General features: G+C 59.5%; 14 protein-coding genes. 13 read left to right on the top strand and 1 reads right to left on the bottom strand.

Going from position 1 to position 14,691, the window contains the following annotated elements; genetic code table 11:
• Nucleotides 1-15 precede the first annotated feature (15 nt).
• From AC1DWM_RS04100 to AC1DWM_RS04065, 8 genes are all read left to right on the top strand, one after another.
• Nucleotides 16-1,017, top strand: a complete 1,002-nt coding sequence (locus AC1DWM_RS04100) for a diguanylate cyclase domain-containing protein (RefSeq protein WP_223511978.1) — start codon at nt 16-18, stop codon at nt 1,015-1,017.
• 273 nt (nt 1,018-1,290) lie between these two features.
• A protein-coding gene (prfB, locus tag AC1DWM_RS04095; protein WP_192417889.1) for a peptide chain release factor 2 occupies nt 1,291-2,386 on the top strand; the annotation gives its coding sequence in 2 pieces (ribosomal slippage) (nt 1,291-1,362 and nt 1,364-2,386; 1,095 coding nt in all).
• Nucleotides 2,387-2,496: 110 nt separating this feature from the next.
• A complete protein-coding gene (lysS, locus tag AC1DWM_RS04090) occupies nt 2,497-3,999 on the top strand; it encodes a lysine--tRNA ligase (protein ID WP_477794672.1) in 1,503 nt (500 codons plus the stop codon).
• 99 nt (nt 4,000-4,098) lie between these two features.
• Nucleotides 4,099-4,815 (top strand): TetR/AcrR family transcriptional regulator, encoded by a 717-nt coding sequence (locus AC1DWM_RS04085; protein WP_223511976.1) that lies wholly within the window; start codon nt 4,099-4,101, stop codon nt 4,813-4,815.
• A gap of 187 nt (nt 4,816-5,002) precedes the next feature.
• The gene (locus AC1DWM_RS04080; protein WP_223511975.1) at nt 5,003-5,557 is read left to right on the top strand and encodes a hypothetical protein; all 555 of its coding nucleotides are present in this window, start codon (nt 5,003-5,005) and stop codon (nt 5,555-5,557) included.
• Nucleotides 5,558-5,593: 36 nt separating this feature from the next.
• Nucleotides 5,594-6,871, top strand: a complete 1,278-nt coding sequence (locus tag AC1DWM_RS04075; RefSeq protein ID WP_223511974.1) for a flavohemoglobin expression-modulating QEGLA motif protein — start codon at nt 5,594-5,596, stop codon at nt 6,869-6,871.
• 146 nt (nt 6,872-7,017) lie between these two features.
• Nucleotides 7,018-7,932, top strand: coding sequence for an alpha/beta hydrolase (locus AC1DWM_RS04070; RefSeq protein WP_477794671.1), 915 nt, complete (start codon nt 7,018-7,020; stop codon nt 7,930-7,932).
• Entirely contained in the window at nt 7,929-8,258 is a 330-nt protein-coding gene (locus AC1DWM_RS04065; RefSeq protein ID WP_223511970.1) for a PA3694 family proteiin, read from the top strand. Before AC1DWM_RS04070 ends, AC1DWM_RS04065 begins: the two co-directional genes overlap by 4 nt.
• Before the next feature lie 134 nt (nt 8,259-8,392).
• Here the strand turns inward: AC1DWM_RS04065 and AC1DWM_RS04060 are convergent, their stop codons facing one another.
• The gene (locus tag AC1DWM_RS04060; protein ID WP_223511968.1) at nt 8,393-8,737 is read right to left on the bottom strand and encodes a pilin assembly protein; all 345 of its coding nucleotides are present in this window, start codon (nt 8,735-8,737) and stop codon (nt 8,393-8,395) included.
• A 213-nt stretch (nt 8,738-8,950) separates the two neighbouring features.
• On the opposite strand from AC1DWM_RS04060, the gene ppc reads away from it, so the two are divergent.
• The 5 genes from ppc (at nt 8,951) to AC1DWM_RS04035 (ending at nt 14,687) form a co-directional block, all read left to right on the top strand.
• Entirely contained in the window at nt 8,951-11,581 is a 2,631-nt protein-coding gene (ppc, locus tag AC1DWM_RS04055) for a phosphoenolpyruvate carboxylase (RefSeq protein ID WP_477794670.1), read from the top strand.
• A gap of 286 nt (nt 11,582-11,867) precedes the next feature.
• The gene (gene adk / locus AC1DWM_RS04050; protein ID WP_223511964.1) at nt 11,868-12,515 is read left to right on the top strand and encodes an adenylate kinase; all 648 of its coding nucleotides are present in this window, start codon (nt 11,868-11,870) and stop codon (nt 12,513-12,515) included.
• 87 nt (nt 12,516-12,602) lie between these two features.
• A complete protein-coding gene (gene tsaB, locus AC1DWM_RS04045) occupies nt 12,603-13,277 on the top strand; it encodes a tRNA (adenosine(37)-N6)-threonylcarbamoyltransferase complex dimerization subunit type 1 TsaB (protein ID WP_223511962.1) in 675 nt (224 codons plus the stop codon).
• Between the two features lie 244 nt (nt 13,278-13,521).
• Nucleotides 13,522-13,827, top strand: a complete 306-nt coding sequence (locus AC1DWM_RS04040) for a hypothetical protein (RefSeq protein ID WP_223511960.1) — start codon at nt 13,522-13,524, stop codon at nt 13,825-13,827.
• Entirely contained in the window at nt 13,827-14,687 is an 861-nt protein-coding gene (locus tag AC1DWM_RS04035) for a DUF72 domain-containing protein (RefSeq protein WP_477794669.1), read from the top strand. Before AC1DWM_RS04040 ends, AC1DWM_RS04035 begins: the two co-directional genes overlap by 1 nt.
• The last annotated feature ends 4 nt before the right edge of the window (nt 14,688-14,691 follow it).

The raw sequence follows: 14,691 nt of genomic DNA, 5'->3' as shown, positions 1-14,691 counted from the left end.
TTCAGGTGATCGCACATGAATGATTTACAGCTCGACGATTTCAAAACCAACGAAAACGCCGCCATGGTGTTGTTGGTGGACGATCAGGCGATGATCGGCGAAGCGGTGCGTCGCGGGTTGTCGAACGAAGACAATATCGACTTCCACTTCTGCTCCGACCCGCATCAGGCCATCGCCCAGGCGATCCGTATCAAGCCGACGGTGATCCTGCAGGATCTGGTGATGCCCGGCCTGGACGGCCTGAGCCTGGTGCGCGAGTACCGCAATCATCCGGCGACCAAGGACATTCCGATCATTGTCCTGTCGACCAAGGAAGACCCGCTGATCAAGAGCGCGGCGTTTGCAGCCGGCGCCAATGACTATCTGGTGAAGCTGCCGGACAACATCGAGCTGGTGGCGCGGATCCGCTATCACTCGCGCTCCTACACGATGCTGTTGCAGCGCGACGCGGCGTACCGTGCATTGCGGGTCAGCCAGCAGCAATTGCTCGACACCAATCTGGTGCTGCAACGGCTGATGAACTCCGATGGCCTGACCGGGCTGTCGAACCGCCGGCATTTCGATGAGTACCTGGAACTGGAATGGCGACGTTCGCAACGTGACCAGAGCCAACTGTCGTTGCTGATGATCGATGTCGATTACTTCAAGTCCTTCAATGACAGCTTCGGCCATCTGGAGGGCGATGAAGCCTTGCGCAAGGTGGCTGAAGCGATCCGCGACGCCGGCTCTCGCCCGTCCGACCTGCCGGCCCGTTACGGTGGCGAAGAGTTTGCGTTGGTGCTGCCCAATACCACGCTGGGCGGCGCACGTCTGGTGGCGGAGAAACTCCGCCAAACCGTGGCCGCGCTGAAGATTGCGCATATTGCACCGACCGAAGGCTCAAGCCTGACCATCAGCATTGGCCTGTCCACCGTGATCCCGCAACCGGGCAGCAATTGCCGGCAATTGATCTCGGCGGCGGACAAGGGGCTGTACCTGGCGAAGAACAATGGGCGTAATCAGGTGGGGATCGAGTGAGGTAATACGCGTTCTGTAGCAGCTGCCGAGCCCGCGAGGCTGCGTTCGAGGACGAAGTCCTCGCCAAACCTGCGCATGCGGTTTGCCTGAATGAGCGAGTTGTCTGATTTTACGACGGCTGCGCCGCCGGACGCAGCCTCGCAGGCTCGGCAGCTGCTACAAGCGTTCAGCTGAAAACCATTCGTGCCTAAAGCCGCCAGGCGGGCTGCCGTGAAGGCCTGATTACGTTATACTCGCCGGCTTTCAAAAGTTCGCCAACGAGTGCTGCCCGCCATGGAAATCAACCCGATCCTTAACAGTATCAAGGACCTGTCCGAGCGCTCCGAAACTATTCGGGGGTATCTTTGACTACGATCAAAAGCATGAGCGTCTGACCGAAGTCAATCGCGAGCTTGAAGATCCGTCTGTCTGGAACAACCCGTCGTACGCTCAGGAACTGGGCCGCGAGCGCTCCTTGCTGGCGCAGATCGTCGAAACCCTCGACGAAATGCACGCCGGCCTCGCCGACGCCAAAGACCTGCTGCTGATGTCCGCCGAAGAAGAAGACCAGGCTGCCGTCGATGACGTCGCTGCCGAAGTCGAGCGCCTGCGCGAGTCGCTGGAAAAACTCGAATTCCGTCGTATGTTCAGCGGTGAAATGGATGCCAACAACGCCTACCTGGACATCCAGGCCGGCTCCGGTGGCACCGAGGCTCAGGACTGGGCTAACATCCTGCTGCGCATGTACCTGCGCTGGGCTGACAAACGCGGTTTCGACGCGACCATCATGGAGCTGTCGGCCGGTGAAGTCGCCGGGATCAAGGGCGCTACCGTGCACATCAAGGGCGAATACGCCTTTGGCTGGTTGCGTACCGAAATCGGCGTTCACCGTCTGGTACGCAAGAGCCCGTTCGACTCCGGCAACCGTCGTCACACCTCGTTCTCGGCCGTGTTCGTGTCGCCGGAAATCGATGACAACATCGAAATCGACATCAACCCGTCGGACCTGCGCATCGACACCTACCGCTCCTCGGGCGCCGGTGGTCAGCACGTAAACACCACCGACTCGGCCGTACGTATCACCCACGTACCGTCCAACACCGTGGTCAGCTGCCAGAACGAACGCTCCCAGCACGCCAACAAAGACACCGCGATGAAAATGTTGCGGGCGCGCTTGTACGAGCAGGAAGTGCAGAAACGCAACGCCGCTTCCCAGGCCCTGGAAGACACCAAGTCCGACATCGGCTGGGGGCACCAGATCCGCTCGTATGTACTCGATGCGTCGCGAATCAAGGATTTGCGCACTAACATCGAACGCAGCGACTGCGACAAGGTGCTCGACGGCGACATCGACGAATACCTGGTGGCCAGCCTGAAACAAGGCCTGTAAGCCATGCAATACCGGATCGCCTGACACCCCACGATCCCTGTAGGAGCCGGCTTGCCGGCGATCCCCGGCCGCAGGCCGGGGGCAATGAACCTGATGGAATATTTAAAGACATGAGCGACCTAGAACTCGACCCGCAAGCCCTGCAACAGGAAGAAAACTCCCTGATCGCCCTGCGCAAGGAAAAGCTTGCTGCCGAGCGCGCCAAGGGCAATGCCTTCCCGAATGACTTCCGCCGCGACAACTACTGCGATGACTTGCAGAAACAGTACGCGGACAAGACCAAGGAAGAGCTGGCAGAGGCTGCAATCCCGGTCAAGGTTGCCGGTCGCATCATGCTCAACCGTGGCTCGTTCATGGTGATCCAGGACATGACCGGTCGCATCCAGGTTTACGTCAACCGTAAAACCCTGTCCGAAGACACCCTGGCCGCGGTGAAAACCTGGGACATGGGCGACATCATTGCCGCCGAAGGCACCCTGGCCCGTTCCGGCAAGGGCGATCTGTACGTCGAAATGACCAGCGTGCGCCTGCTGACCAAGTCGCTGCGCCCACTGCCGGACAAGCACCACGGCCTGACCGACACCGAGCAGCGCTACCGTCAGCGTTACGTTGACCTGATCGTCAACGAAGACGTGCGCCAGACTTTCCGCGTGCGTTCGCAAGTCATCGCGCACATCCGCAGCTTCCTGATGCAGCGTGACTTCCTTGAAGTCGAAACGCCGATGCTGCAAACCATCCCGGGTGGCGCAGCGGCCAAGCCGTTCGAGACTCACCACAACGCGCTCGACATGGGCATGTTCCTGCGAATCGCGCCTGAGTTGTACCTCAAGCGGCTTGTTGTTGGTGGGTTTGAAAAAGTCTTCGAAATCAACCGCAACTTCCGTAACGAGGGCGTTTCGACTCGTCACAACCCAGAATTCACCATGTTGGAGTTCTACCAGGCGTACGCCGACTACGAAGACAACATGGACCTGACCGAAGAACTGTTCCGTGAACTGGCGCAGCTGGTTCTGGGCAGCACTGACGTGCCTTACGGCGACAAAGTGTTCCACTTCGGTGAGCCCTTTGTACGTCTGTCGGTGTTCGACTCGATCCTCAAGTACAACCCTGAGTTGACCGCTGACGACCTGAACGACATCGACAAGGCTCGCGCCATCGCCAAGAAGGCCGGCGCCAAGGTGCTGGGCTTCGAAGGTCTGGGCAAGCTGCAAGTGATGATTTTCGAAGAACTGGTCGAGCACAAGCTGGAACAGCCGCACTTCATCACCCAGTACCCGTTCGAAGTGTCGCCGCTGGCCCGTCGCAACGATGACAACCCGAACGTCACCGACCGTTTTGAACTGTTCATCGGCGGCCGTGAAATCGCCAACGCCTACTCCGAGTTGAACGACGCGGAAGACCAGGCCGAGCGCTTCATGGCTCAGGTCGCCGACAAGGACGCGGGCGACGACGAAGCCATGCATTACGACGCCGACTTCGTTCGCGCGCTGGAGTACGGCATGCCGCCAACGGCGGGTGAAGGCATCGGCATCGACCGTCTGGTGATGCTGCTGACCAACTCTCCGTCGATCCGCGACGTGATCCTGTTCCCGCACATGCGGCCGCAAGCGTAAGTGTTTCAATTAAAAAGCCGCCTTTTCAGGCGGCTTTTTATTGCCTGTCTGGTACAAACGTATCAATTTGTTGCTTTCATCTGAAAGGAAAGACCTGTCGTGAATCATGCAATGGCTCAAGAAGGTGCAGCGGGTATCGCCACTGCGGTCGCTGAAAGTGTTCAGTACCAGGGCCGCAAGGCCAGCCGACAGGGCAGCGAGCAGCGTCGACAGGTCATTCTCGATGCGGCGATGCGCATTGTCGTGCGCGATGGCGTGCGGGCCGTGCGTCACCGCGCGGTGGCGGCCGAGGCCGGTGTGCCGCTGTCAGCGACCACCTACTATTTCAAGGACATCGATGACTTGCTCACCGATACCTTCGCTCAGTACGTGGAGCGCAGTGCGGCGTTCATGGCCAAGCTGTGGGTGAACAACGAAGGCCTGCTGCGCGAGATGGTGGTCAGTGGCGACGGCAGCCCACAGGCGCGTTCGAAACTGGCGGACGATATTGCACGGTTGATGACGGACTATGTTCACCGCCAACTGATCAGCCGTCGCGAGCACTTAATGGCGGAACAGGCGTTCCGCCAAGAGGCTTTGTTGAACCCGCGTCTGGCGGAGTTGGTGCGCGCGCATCAGCAAATTCTTCTCCAGGGTACGCGCCAGCTTTTCGAGGTATTGGGTTCGCGTGAGCCACAAGAGGATGCCAAAGTGTTGACGGCGATTATCGGACGGATGGAATATCAGGGCCTGCTCAACGACGCCGAGCCTGTGGGTGAAGTGGAAATGCTCGGTATCCTCAATCGTTACATGCACTTGGTACTCGCGTCGGTGTGAGTTGAGCGTAGTCCCTGTAGCAGCTGCCGAAGGCTGCGTCCGGCGACGAAGTCGTCGTAAAACCTGCAACCTGTTCCTTAAGGGTTTATTCGGGATTCAGATTTTACGACTGCTTCGCAGCCGAACGCAGCCGAACGCAGCCTTCGGCAGCTGCTACAGGACTGCGTGTGTTCATAGGGAGTGTTGAATGAAAGCCTGGCGCGTCGTGGTGATCGCCTTGTCGTTTGTGCTGCTCAGTGGCTGCCTGGTGACCTTCAAGGAGCCTCTGCCCGCAAGCGAGCCCGCGCCCAAAGGTTTGCTCGGCAAATGGACCAGCACCAACGCGTGGGGCGAGCCGATGAACCTGGAGCTGAGGCGCATCGGCGACAATCGCTATCAGGCCGTCAGCTACTTCAAGGCCAAACCCGGCGAACGTGAAGCATATCCTTTCACCGTCTCGCGTCATGGCAGCCGCTGGTATCTGTCGGCGAAGGTACCCGCCAGATTCGGCGGCCATTTCACCATTGCCGGTTTCGAGATCACGGATAAGCATGAACTGGTGGTCTACAACCTCGATATCGAGCAGATCAACCAGGCCCGCGGACAAAACGTCTTGAGCGGCGAAGGCTTCCAGACCGACGACGGCGACGGCGTATTGGTCAACAATGCGATGGATCAGGTCTTCAGCTACCTCGACGATCCGGCCAATTCCGATGTCTTCGTCGAAGCCGTGCGTTATCAGCGCTTGGCCAAAAGCAAATAAACCCAGCACATAACGGTTTTTCTACAGGAGTTACGGGTGGACGAATACCAGCAGACGATACGCATTTTGTCCGATCGCATTGTGCTGGCGCAGACGCCGATTCGCGTCCTTGATGCGGTCAAATGGGACGACAGCATCCGCCAAGGGTTCCTCAAGGCCAAGGGCAAGGAAATGCCGGCCATAGACCGCGATTACTACCTCAATCGGCCACTGTCGTTCGACTCCAGCAAAGTGAAACTGGAATTCCAGAACATCGAACGCGACATCACCCGTCAGCTCGGCCAGTTCAACCCGGTTGGCCAGATCATGCGCCGCATGTGCAAGGAATACCGGATGGTGGTGCGCATGCTTGAAGCGCGCGGCACCGAGGATTTCGGCCTGATTTCCCAGGAACTGTACGGCGCCGCCTCCGACGCGTTTCACGCCGGCGATCCGACCCTGGCCGATCTGGGGTTGATGCTTTCCGATTATCTGAACAATATCGACGGCCGCGGCGATCTCAAGGATGAGCCAAAAATCCTCACGGCCAAGGAAGCCGTGCATCTGTTGCAAACCCGATTGAACAAGGTGTTTGGCGAGGCCGAAGAGACCATTCGGGTGTTCGAGTCCGACGGGATCGTCGCCGATGCGGCAGCCGGCGCCGACTACATCAAGATCCGCGCCGATGCGATGTTCAACGATCGCGACGTGCGTGCCCTGGAAGTGCACGAAGGGCTGGTGCATGTCGGCACCACGCTCAACGGTTTGAACCAGCCGATCTGCACCTTCCTGTCCAAGGGGCCGCCGTCATCGACGGTGACGCAGGAAGGCCTGGCGATCCTGATGGAAATCATCACGTTCGCTTCCTACCCGAGTCGTTTGCGCAAACTGACCAACCGCACCCGCGCCATTCACATGGTGGAGGAGGGCGCGGACTTCCTGCAGATCTTCGAATTCTTCCGCGAGCAAGGCTTCGAGATGGCGGAAAGCTACGGCAACGCCAGTCGGGTGTTCCGCGGTTCAGTGCCAAATGGCCTGCCATTTACCAAAGACTTGTCCTACCTCAAGGGATTTATCATGGTTTACAACTACATTCAGTTGGCCGTGCGTAAAGGCAAGCTTGAGCAGATTCCGCTGCTGTTTTGCGGCAAGACCACACTGGAAGACATGCGCACGCTGCGTCAGTTGGTTGATGAGGGGTTGGTGGTGCCGCCAAAGTATCTGCCGGATCAGTTCCGCGACCTGAACGCGCTGTCGGCGTGGATGTGCTTCTCCAACTTCCTCAATCACCTGAGCCTGGACCGGATCGAAGCGGATTACTCCAACATCCTGTGAACAACAAGGGCCCTGTAGGAGCCGAGCTCGCTCGCGATGGCGCAATTACATTCAACATTTGTATCGCCTGACATACCGCTATCGCGAGCAAGCTCGGCTCCTACAGGTACGGTGTTCCAACCCCTGTTTTCGCGAGGTTTCAACGGATGAGATTCCTCGGCATTTTGTGCCTGCTTCTGACCCTCGGCGGTTGCAGCTCCCTGCTGTTCTACCCCGAGCCCGGCCAGCTGTTCACCCCGGAGCAAGCTCATCTCGAATACCGTGACGTCACCCTTGTCACCGCTGACGGCCTCAAACTCAATGCCTGGTGGTTGCCAGCCAAGAAAGGTGTCGAAGTCAAAGGTACGGTACTGCACTTGCACGGCAACGGGGGCAACTTGCCGATGCACCTGGGTGGGAGCTATTGGTTGCCCAAGCACGGCTATCAAGTGCTGCTGATCGACTATCGTGGCTACGGTTTGTCCGAAGGGAAGCCGAGCCTGCCAGCGATCTATCAGGACATTGACGCGGCGTTCAAATGGCTCGATCAGGCACCAGAGGTCAAAGGCAAGCCGCTGATCCTGCTCGGCCAAAGCCTCGGTGGCTCGATGGCCGTGCACTATCTGGCTCAACACCCCGAGCGCCAGAAACAACTCAAGGCGTTGGTCCTTGACAGCGCGCCCGCCAGCTATCGCAGTGTCGGCCAATATGTCTTGGGCACTTCATGGCTGACCTGGCCGTTCCAGGTGCCGTTATCCTGGCTGGTGCCGGACGGTGACAGCGCAATCAACTCGATGGAGCAGATCAAAGATGTGCCGAAACTGATCTACCACAGCATCGACGATCCGATCGTGCCCCTTTCCAACGGCATCCGACTGTATCAAGCTGCGCCGCCGCCACGCGTGCTGCAACTGACCCGAGGCGGTCATGTGCAGACGTTCGTCGACCCGGTCTGGCAGAAAGTCATGCTGCGTTATCTCGACGACCCGCAGCATTTCAACGGTCTGCGCCGCCTGGGTGAAATCCCCAATTACCCGGCACCCCCGAATTCAGAAGATGAACCACCAGAGAGCCCGCAATGAGTGAAGAACGTAACGCCATCCCAATGATCATCACCGGTATCTGCAGCATCCTCGGCACCGTTGGCGCCTTGTGGTACTACGGCTACCTGCATTTCGCCAAGCCTGAAGATGCGTTGCTGCTCAGCGACTTCACCATGCTCAAGACCGTGCCGGGCGAAGACTACAAAGTCTCCCTGGAACCGGCCGCGCAAGTGGCCCAGTGCATCGATGGCGTGCTGGTGCTGTTCGACACCGAGCAAAAAGGCCTGACCGGCGTGTTGGTCAACAACAAGAAAAAAGCCGTGCGCTGCATGGGGCAGGAAACGCCGCAGAAGCTGGAGCAGTAGGCCTTTCCAGAAGTCGCCAATAATCCATTGTGGGAGCGAGCCTGCTCGCGAATGCGATTGTTCAGTCCCATTGGTGTTGACTGACACTCCGCCATCGCGAGCAGGCTCGCTCCCACAGTTTTATATCGGTTGGATCAGTGTTTTTGCTTGTCGCTACCCGCCGATAAATCGTGCAAATGACGACGGGACAAGGCGAGAAAACGCGGCGTGGGACCGACATCTTCGTACAGCGGATCACCTTCTTCGTCAGTGGCCACAACGGTCGAGCCTTTCACGTAGGGAAAGCTTTTTTCGAGCTCTTCCAGGGCGGCGCCGATCAATTCGCCCAGAAGCTCTTCGGGTTGGCGTTTGGGGTACATTTCAGTAATGGCCGCCAGCCGTGCGGCGGCTTCCACGTCCAGATGAATCGTGTAGCCCGTCTCGGTCAGGCGACCCTTGGCGTTTTCTTCCCAATGTTGGGCAAGTTCGCGAATTTTCATAATGACCTCAGTGCGTTCCTGCTCGTGGCAGGCCATGTCAGTGACCGGCAGTGGCCGGCGAAAGCCGTTGTGCAGCTTTCTCTTCAGACTAGCCTCTACGCACGGAGTTTAAAGTCGCTTCGTCGTTTGCTTGTAAGAACGGCTTTACGGCGGCACTCTTGGGGTCAAAGCATGATGTTCATGGCCGCCCGGATTTTTGCTGGAGAACTGCTGATGACCGATATTGATGCACGCTTGCGCGAAGACGTTCACCTGTTGGGTGAGCTGTTGGGCAACACCATTCGTGAACAGTACGGGGACGGCTTTCTCGACAAGATCGAGCAGATCCGCAAGGGCGCCAAGGCCGATCGTCGCGGCTCGATGGACGCCGAACTGAGCGCCAGCCTCAACCAATTGAGCGAAGACGAGTTGCTGCCGGTGGCGCGGGCGTTCAACCAGTTTCTCAACCTGGCCAACATCGCCGAGCAATATCAGCTGATTCACCGCCGCGAAGCCTCGCAACCCGCACCGTTCGAGGCGCGCGTGTTGCCGGAACTGCTCGCTCGCTTGCGCGCTGAAGGCCACAGCGCCGACGCTCTGGCCCGGCAACTGGGGCGACTGGAGATCGAGTTGGTGCTGACCGCGCACCCGACCGAAGTCGCGCGCCGCACGCTGATCCAGAAGTACGACGCGATTGCCGCGCAATTGGCCGCACAAGACCACCGCGACCTGACCCCGGCTGAACGCGAGCAGATCCAGGCGAAATTGCAGCGCCTGATCGCCGAAGCCTGGCACACCGAAGAAATCCGCCGCACCCGTCCGACGCCGGTGGACGAAGCCAAGTGGGGATTCGCGGTGATCGAACATTCGCTGTGGCAGGCCATCCCCAATTACCTGCGCAAGGCCGATAAAGCCCTGCATGACGCCACTGGCCTGCGCTTGCCGCTGGAGGCCGCGCCGATTCGTTTCGCCTCGTGGATGGGCGGCGACCGCGACGGCAATCCCAACGTTACGGCTAGCGTCACCCGCGAAGTGTTGCTGCTGGCGCGCTGGATGGCCGCCGATTTGTATGTGCGAGATGTCGATCAACTGGCCGCAGAGTTGTCGATGCAACAAGCCAGCGAGGCATTAAAAGCCAAGGCCTTGGACAGCGCTGAACCGTATCGTGCCGTGCTTAAACAGCTGCGCGAACGCCTGCGGGCAACGCGTAACTGGGCGCACGCGTCCTTGACGACGACCACTGCGGCACCGGCCGATGTGCTGCAAAACAACCGCGACCTGCTGGATCCGCTGGAGCTGTGCTACCACTCGCTGCATGAATGCGGCATGGGCGTGATCGCCGACGGCCCGTTGCTCGATTGCCTGCGTCGGGCGGTGACCTTCGGCTTGTTTCTGGTGCGCCTGGATGTGCGTCAGGATTCGTCGCGGCACACTGCGGCCATGACCGAAATCACCGATTACCTGGGCCTCGGTCGCTACGAAGACTGGAGCGAGGACGAGCGCATCGCGTTCCTGATGCGCGAACAGAACAACCGTCGGCCGTTGCTGCCAGCGTATTTCAAACCGTCGGCCGATACCGCCGAAGTGCTCGCAACCTGTCGGGAAATTGCCGCCGCGCCCGGCGCATCGCTCGGTTCGTATGTGATCTCCATGGCCGGTGCCGCCTCCGACGTGCTCGCCGTGCAATTGTTGCTCAAAGAGGCTGGTGTGCTGCGGCCGATGCGCGTGGTGCCGCTGTTCGAAACCCTGGCGGACCTCGATAACGCTGGCCCGGTGATCGAAAAACTGTTGTTGCTGCCGGGCTATCGTTCGCGCTTGCAAGGCCCGCAGGAAGTGATGATTGGCTACTCCGACTCGGCCAAGGATGCCGGCACGACAGCGGCGGCCTGGGCGCAGTATCGGGCGCAGGAACGCTTGGTCGATATCTGCCGCGAGCAGCAAGTGGAACTGCTGTTGTTCCACGGTCGTGGCGGCACCGTGGGGCGTGGCGGCGGTCCGGCGCACGCAGCGATTCTGTCGCAGCCACCGGGTTCGGTCGCTGGGCGTTTCCGCACCACCGAGCAAGGGGAAATGATTCGTTTCAAATTCGGCCTGCCGGACATCGCCGAGCAAAACCTCAATCTGTACCTGGCCGCAGTACTGGAAGCGACCCTGCTGCCACCGCCTCCACCGGAACCGGCCTGGCGCCATTTGATGGACGAACTGGCCGCCGATGGCGTCAAGGCGTACCGCGCCGTGGTGCGTAAGAACCCGCAATTTGTCGAGTATTTCCGCCAGTCGACGCCGGAACAGGAACTGGGGCGTTTGCCGCTGGGCAGTCGCCCGGCCAAACGCCGCGCCGGCGGGATCGAAAGCCTGCGCGCGATTCCGTGGATCTTCGGCTGGACCCAGACACGCCTGATGTTGCCGGCCTGGTTGGGCTGGGAAGCCGCGTTGAGCAAGGCGCTGGAACGCGGTGAAGGCGAGCTGTTGGGGCAGATGCGCGAACAATGGCCGTTCTTCCGCACCCGCATCGACATGCTGGAAATGGTTCTGGCCAAAGCGGACGCCGACATCGCCCGATCCTACGATGAGCGCTTGGTCGAGCCGGATTTGCTTCCTTTAGGTGCGCATTTACGCGACCTATTGTCGCAGGCCTGTGCCGTGGTCCTGGGGTTGACCGGCCAGTCGCAGCTAATGGCACATAGCCCAGACACCCTTGAATTCATCCGCTTGCGCAACACCTATCTCGACCCGCTTCATCTATTGCAGGCGGAGTTGCTGGCCCGTTCGCGACAACAGGACGTGGCGCAAGGCAGCCCGGTAGAACAGGCGTTACTGGTGTCTGTGGCGGGGATTGCCGCCGGTTTGCGAAATACCGGCTAAGGTTTTTGCCGTGGGGCGAGTCACTCGGCGCGGGCGTCGGGTGCCTGTGGGCGAGGGGCTGAAAAGGTCGGGCAGGCGACAGTTAATGATGGGGTTGCGACTTGGGGCACTCCATCGAAAGGGCGAGTCAGGCGGCAGTTTCTCCGACTTTCGGCGGCTTGTGTGGGCAGGATCTGCTGTGTATCTTGATCAGCCTCTGGCCGTTTGGGCGGCCACGACCCTATTTTGAGATTGGCCCCACGAGGCGAATCTGACGTTATCCATATAAAAATTGAGGAGCACATCGATGCGCGTCATTCTGCTGGGAGCTCCCGGGGCTGGTAAAGGTACTCAGGCTCAGTTCATCACCGAGAAATTCGGCATTCCGCAAATTTCCACTGGCGACATGTTGCGTGCAGCCGTCAAGGCCGGCACCGAGCTGGGCCTGATCGCCAAGAGCGTCATGGACAGCGGTGGCCTGGTATCCGATGACCTGATCATCAACCTGGTCAAGGAACGCATCAGCCAGGCCGATTGCGCCAACGGTTTCCTGTTCGACGGTTTCCCGCGCACCATTCCTCAGGCTGAAGCCCTGGTGAAGGCTGGCGTCGAGTTGGATCACGTATTGGAAATCGACGTAAAAGACGAAGACATCGTCCAGCGTATCGCTGGTCGTCGTGTTCACGAGGCCAGCGGCCGCGTGTATCACATCGTCTACAACCCGCCGAAAATTGCCGGTAAAGACGACATCACCGGTGAAGAGCTGGTACAGCGCAAAGACGACACCGAAGAAACCGTGCGTCATCGCCTGTCGGTCTACCACGCCCAGACCGAGCCTCTGGTGAAGTTTTACCAGGAGCTGTCCGCCGCTCAAGGCAAACCGAAGTACAGCCACGTCGAAGGTGTTGGCTCGGTTGAAGCGATCACCGGCAAAGTGCTTGAAGCACTGAGCTAAAAAAACGCTTCATCTTCTACGGCCCGCTTGCGGGCCGTAGTTGTTTATACTGGCGCACTTTTTCTGACCTCTCTTACGGAAACATCGATGAGCACCTTGCTGGCCCTGGACACCGCGACTGAAGCTTGCTCCGTTGCCTTGCTGCATGACGGCAACGTCACGAGCCATTACGAGGTGATCCCGCGCCTGCATGCGCAGAAGCTGTTGCCGATGATTCAGCAATTGCTCGCCGATGCCGGGACTACCCTGCAAGCGGTTGATGCCATCGCGTTTGGCCGCGGGCCGGGCGCGTTTACCGGTGTGCGGATCGCCATTGGTGTGGTGCAAGGCTTGGCGTTTGCCCTGGATCGTCCGGTGTTGCCGGTGTCGAACCTGGCGGTACTGGCGCAACGCGCGTATCGCGAACACGGTGTGAGCCAGGTGGCGGCCGCCATCGATGCACGGATGGATGAAGTGTATTGGGGTTGCTACCGCGAAACGGCGGGGGAGATGCGCCTGGTTGGCAAAGAAGCCGTGTTGCCCCCGGAAGTGGCGGCATTGCCGGCGGATGCCAGCGGCGAGTGGTTCGGTGCGGGCACGGGGTGGGGGTATGCCGAGCGCATTGCCGTGAACCTGACCGGGCACGACGCGGGCATGTTGCCGCATGCCGAAGACCTGCTGGCGCTGGCACGTTTTGCTTGGGAGCGCGGTGAGGCGATTGTCGCGGATGAGGCTCAGCCGGTTTACCTGCGCGATAAAGTGGCGACGCCTAAGGCCCGTTGATTTCTCGCTACCGAGTTGGTCCCATCGCGAGCAGGCTCGCTCCCACAGGGGATTTGTGAACGCGGCAGATCCAGTGTGGGAGCGAGCCTGCTCGCGATGGCGGTATATCAGCCAGCGCCAATCTTCAGTTTATTGCTCCGGCTTTTAAACCTTTTCCTATTTCTGTGTTCTAGTTATCACCGAGCGGTTTGCGAAGTGGGTAGTGCGCCACTAGACTGCCATCATTGATACCGGACATGTACTCATGCGTATAGACGGCGTTTCCTCTCAGTCCTATCCCATCAAGCGCAAGCCTCGCAAAGGCCCTGTGGCGGAAGACGATTACATCGATATCGACGGTGAGCTGGAAACTCCCTCCGAAGAGCAAATGGCTGCCCGTGCTGCCAAAGCCTCTGCGCAACGCCTGAGCAATCTCCCGGCTCGTCAGCAAGACATGATCTACCAGCGCGCCATGAGCAAAAGCGTCGCCACGGCTCTGGCCAGCTACCTGAGCACGGCCAGTTTTGTCGATTGGGATACGGATGTGCTGGGCCTCGACCTGTACATCTGATGCGGCTGCCTTACTACCTCGGCTGTCCGTCCTGGAGTGAAAACGCCTGGCGTGATTATCTCTATCCGCCCGACGCGAAACCCGCCGAATTTCTAAATCTCTATACCCAAATATTCAACGCCGTAGAAGGCAATACGACCTTCTACGCGAGCCCGGCTGCCACCACGGTGCAGCGTTGGGCTGAAGCCATGCCCGAACACTTTCGTTTCACGGCCAAGTTCCCTGGTGACATCAGCCACGGCGGTGACCTGCGCGAGCAACTGACCGCCGCCGAAACCTTCGTGCAATTGCTCAGCCCCTTGGGTGAGCGGGTTTCGCCGTTGTGGCTGCAATTGTCGAAAAGCTTCACGCCGCAACGATTGCCCGAACTGGCCGCTTTCATTGATGCGCTGGAGCGGCCGTTGGCCGTCGAGGTGCGCCACGACGCGTTCTTTGCCAAGGGTGATGCCGAGCGAATGTTCAATCGCCTGCTGCTGGATCGCGGTGTCGAGCGCATCTGCCTCGATCCGCGCGCGCTGTTTAGCTGCACGTCTACCGATTCGTCAGTACTCCACGCCCAATCGAAAAAGCCCAAAGTACCGCCGCGTCCGGCGGCGTTCACTCAGTTCCCGCAAGTGCGTTTCATCGGCCATCCCCTGCTGGAAGCCAACGATCCGTTTCTGCTGCCGTGGGTCGAGAAAATCGCCGCGTGGATCGAAGAGGGCCGCACGCCCTACATCTTCCTGCACACCGCCGACAACCTGCTGGCTGCCAAACTGGCGCAACGCTTTCACGCACAACTGATGCTGCGTTTGCCTGGCCTGCCGCTGCTACCTGAGCTATACAGAGAACCCGCAGCGGAGCAACTTGGCTTGCTCTGAGGCG

It is taken from the genome of Pseudomonas sp. P4_C8, assembly GCF_056401975.1.
This window is presented reverse-complemented; position numbering and strand designations above follow the sequence as displayed.

Coding starts and splice junctions, on each gene's coding strand:
- AC1DWM_RS04065 (WP_223511970.1), top strand. CDS start 7,929: ATGAGTGAAGAACGTAACGCCATCCCAATGATCATCACCGGTATCTGC.
- AC1DWM_RS04035 (WP_477794669.1), top strand. CDS start 13,827: ATGCGGCTGCCTTACTACCTCGGCTGTCCGTCCTGGAGTGAAAACGCC.
- adk (WP_223511964.1), top strand. CDS start 11,868: ATGCGCGTCATTCTGCTGGGAGCTCCCGGGGCTGGTAAAGGTACTCAG.
- tsaB (WP_223511962.1), top strand. CDS start 12,603: ATGAGCACCTTGCTGGCCCTGGACACCGCGACTGAAGCTTGCTCCGTT.
- AC1DWM_RS04040 (WP_223511960.1), top strand. CDS start 13,522: ATGCGTATAGACGGCGTTTCCTCTCAGTCCTATCCCATCAAGCGCAAG.
- ppc (WP_477794670.1), top strand. CDS start 8,951: ATGACCGATATTGATGCACGCTTGCGCGAAGACGTTCACCTGTTGGGT.
- AC1DWM_RS04080 (WP_223511975.1), top strand. CDS start 5,003: ATGAAAGCCTGGCGCGTCGTGGTGATCGCCTTGTCGTTTGTGCTGCTC.
- AC1DWM_RS04060 (WP_223511968.1), bottom strand. CDS start 8,737: ATGAAAATTCGCGAACTTGCCCAACATTGGGAAGAAAACGCCAAGGGT.
- AC1DWM_RS04100 (WP_223511978.1), top strand. CDS start 16: ATGAATGATTTACAGCTCGACGATTTCAAAACCAACGAAAACGCCGCC.
- AC1DWM_RS04070 (WP_477794671.1), top strand. CDS start 7,018: ATGAGATTCCTCGGCATTTTGTGCCTGCTTCTGACCCTCGGCGGTTGC.
- lysS (WP_477794672.1), top strand. CDS start 2,497: ATGAGCGACCTAGAACTCGACCCGCAAGCCCTGCAACAGGAAGAAAAC.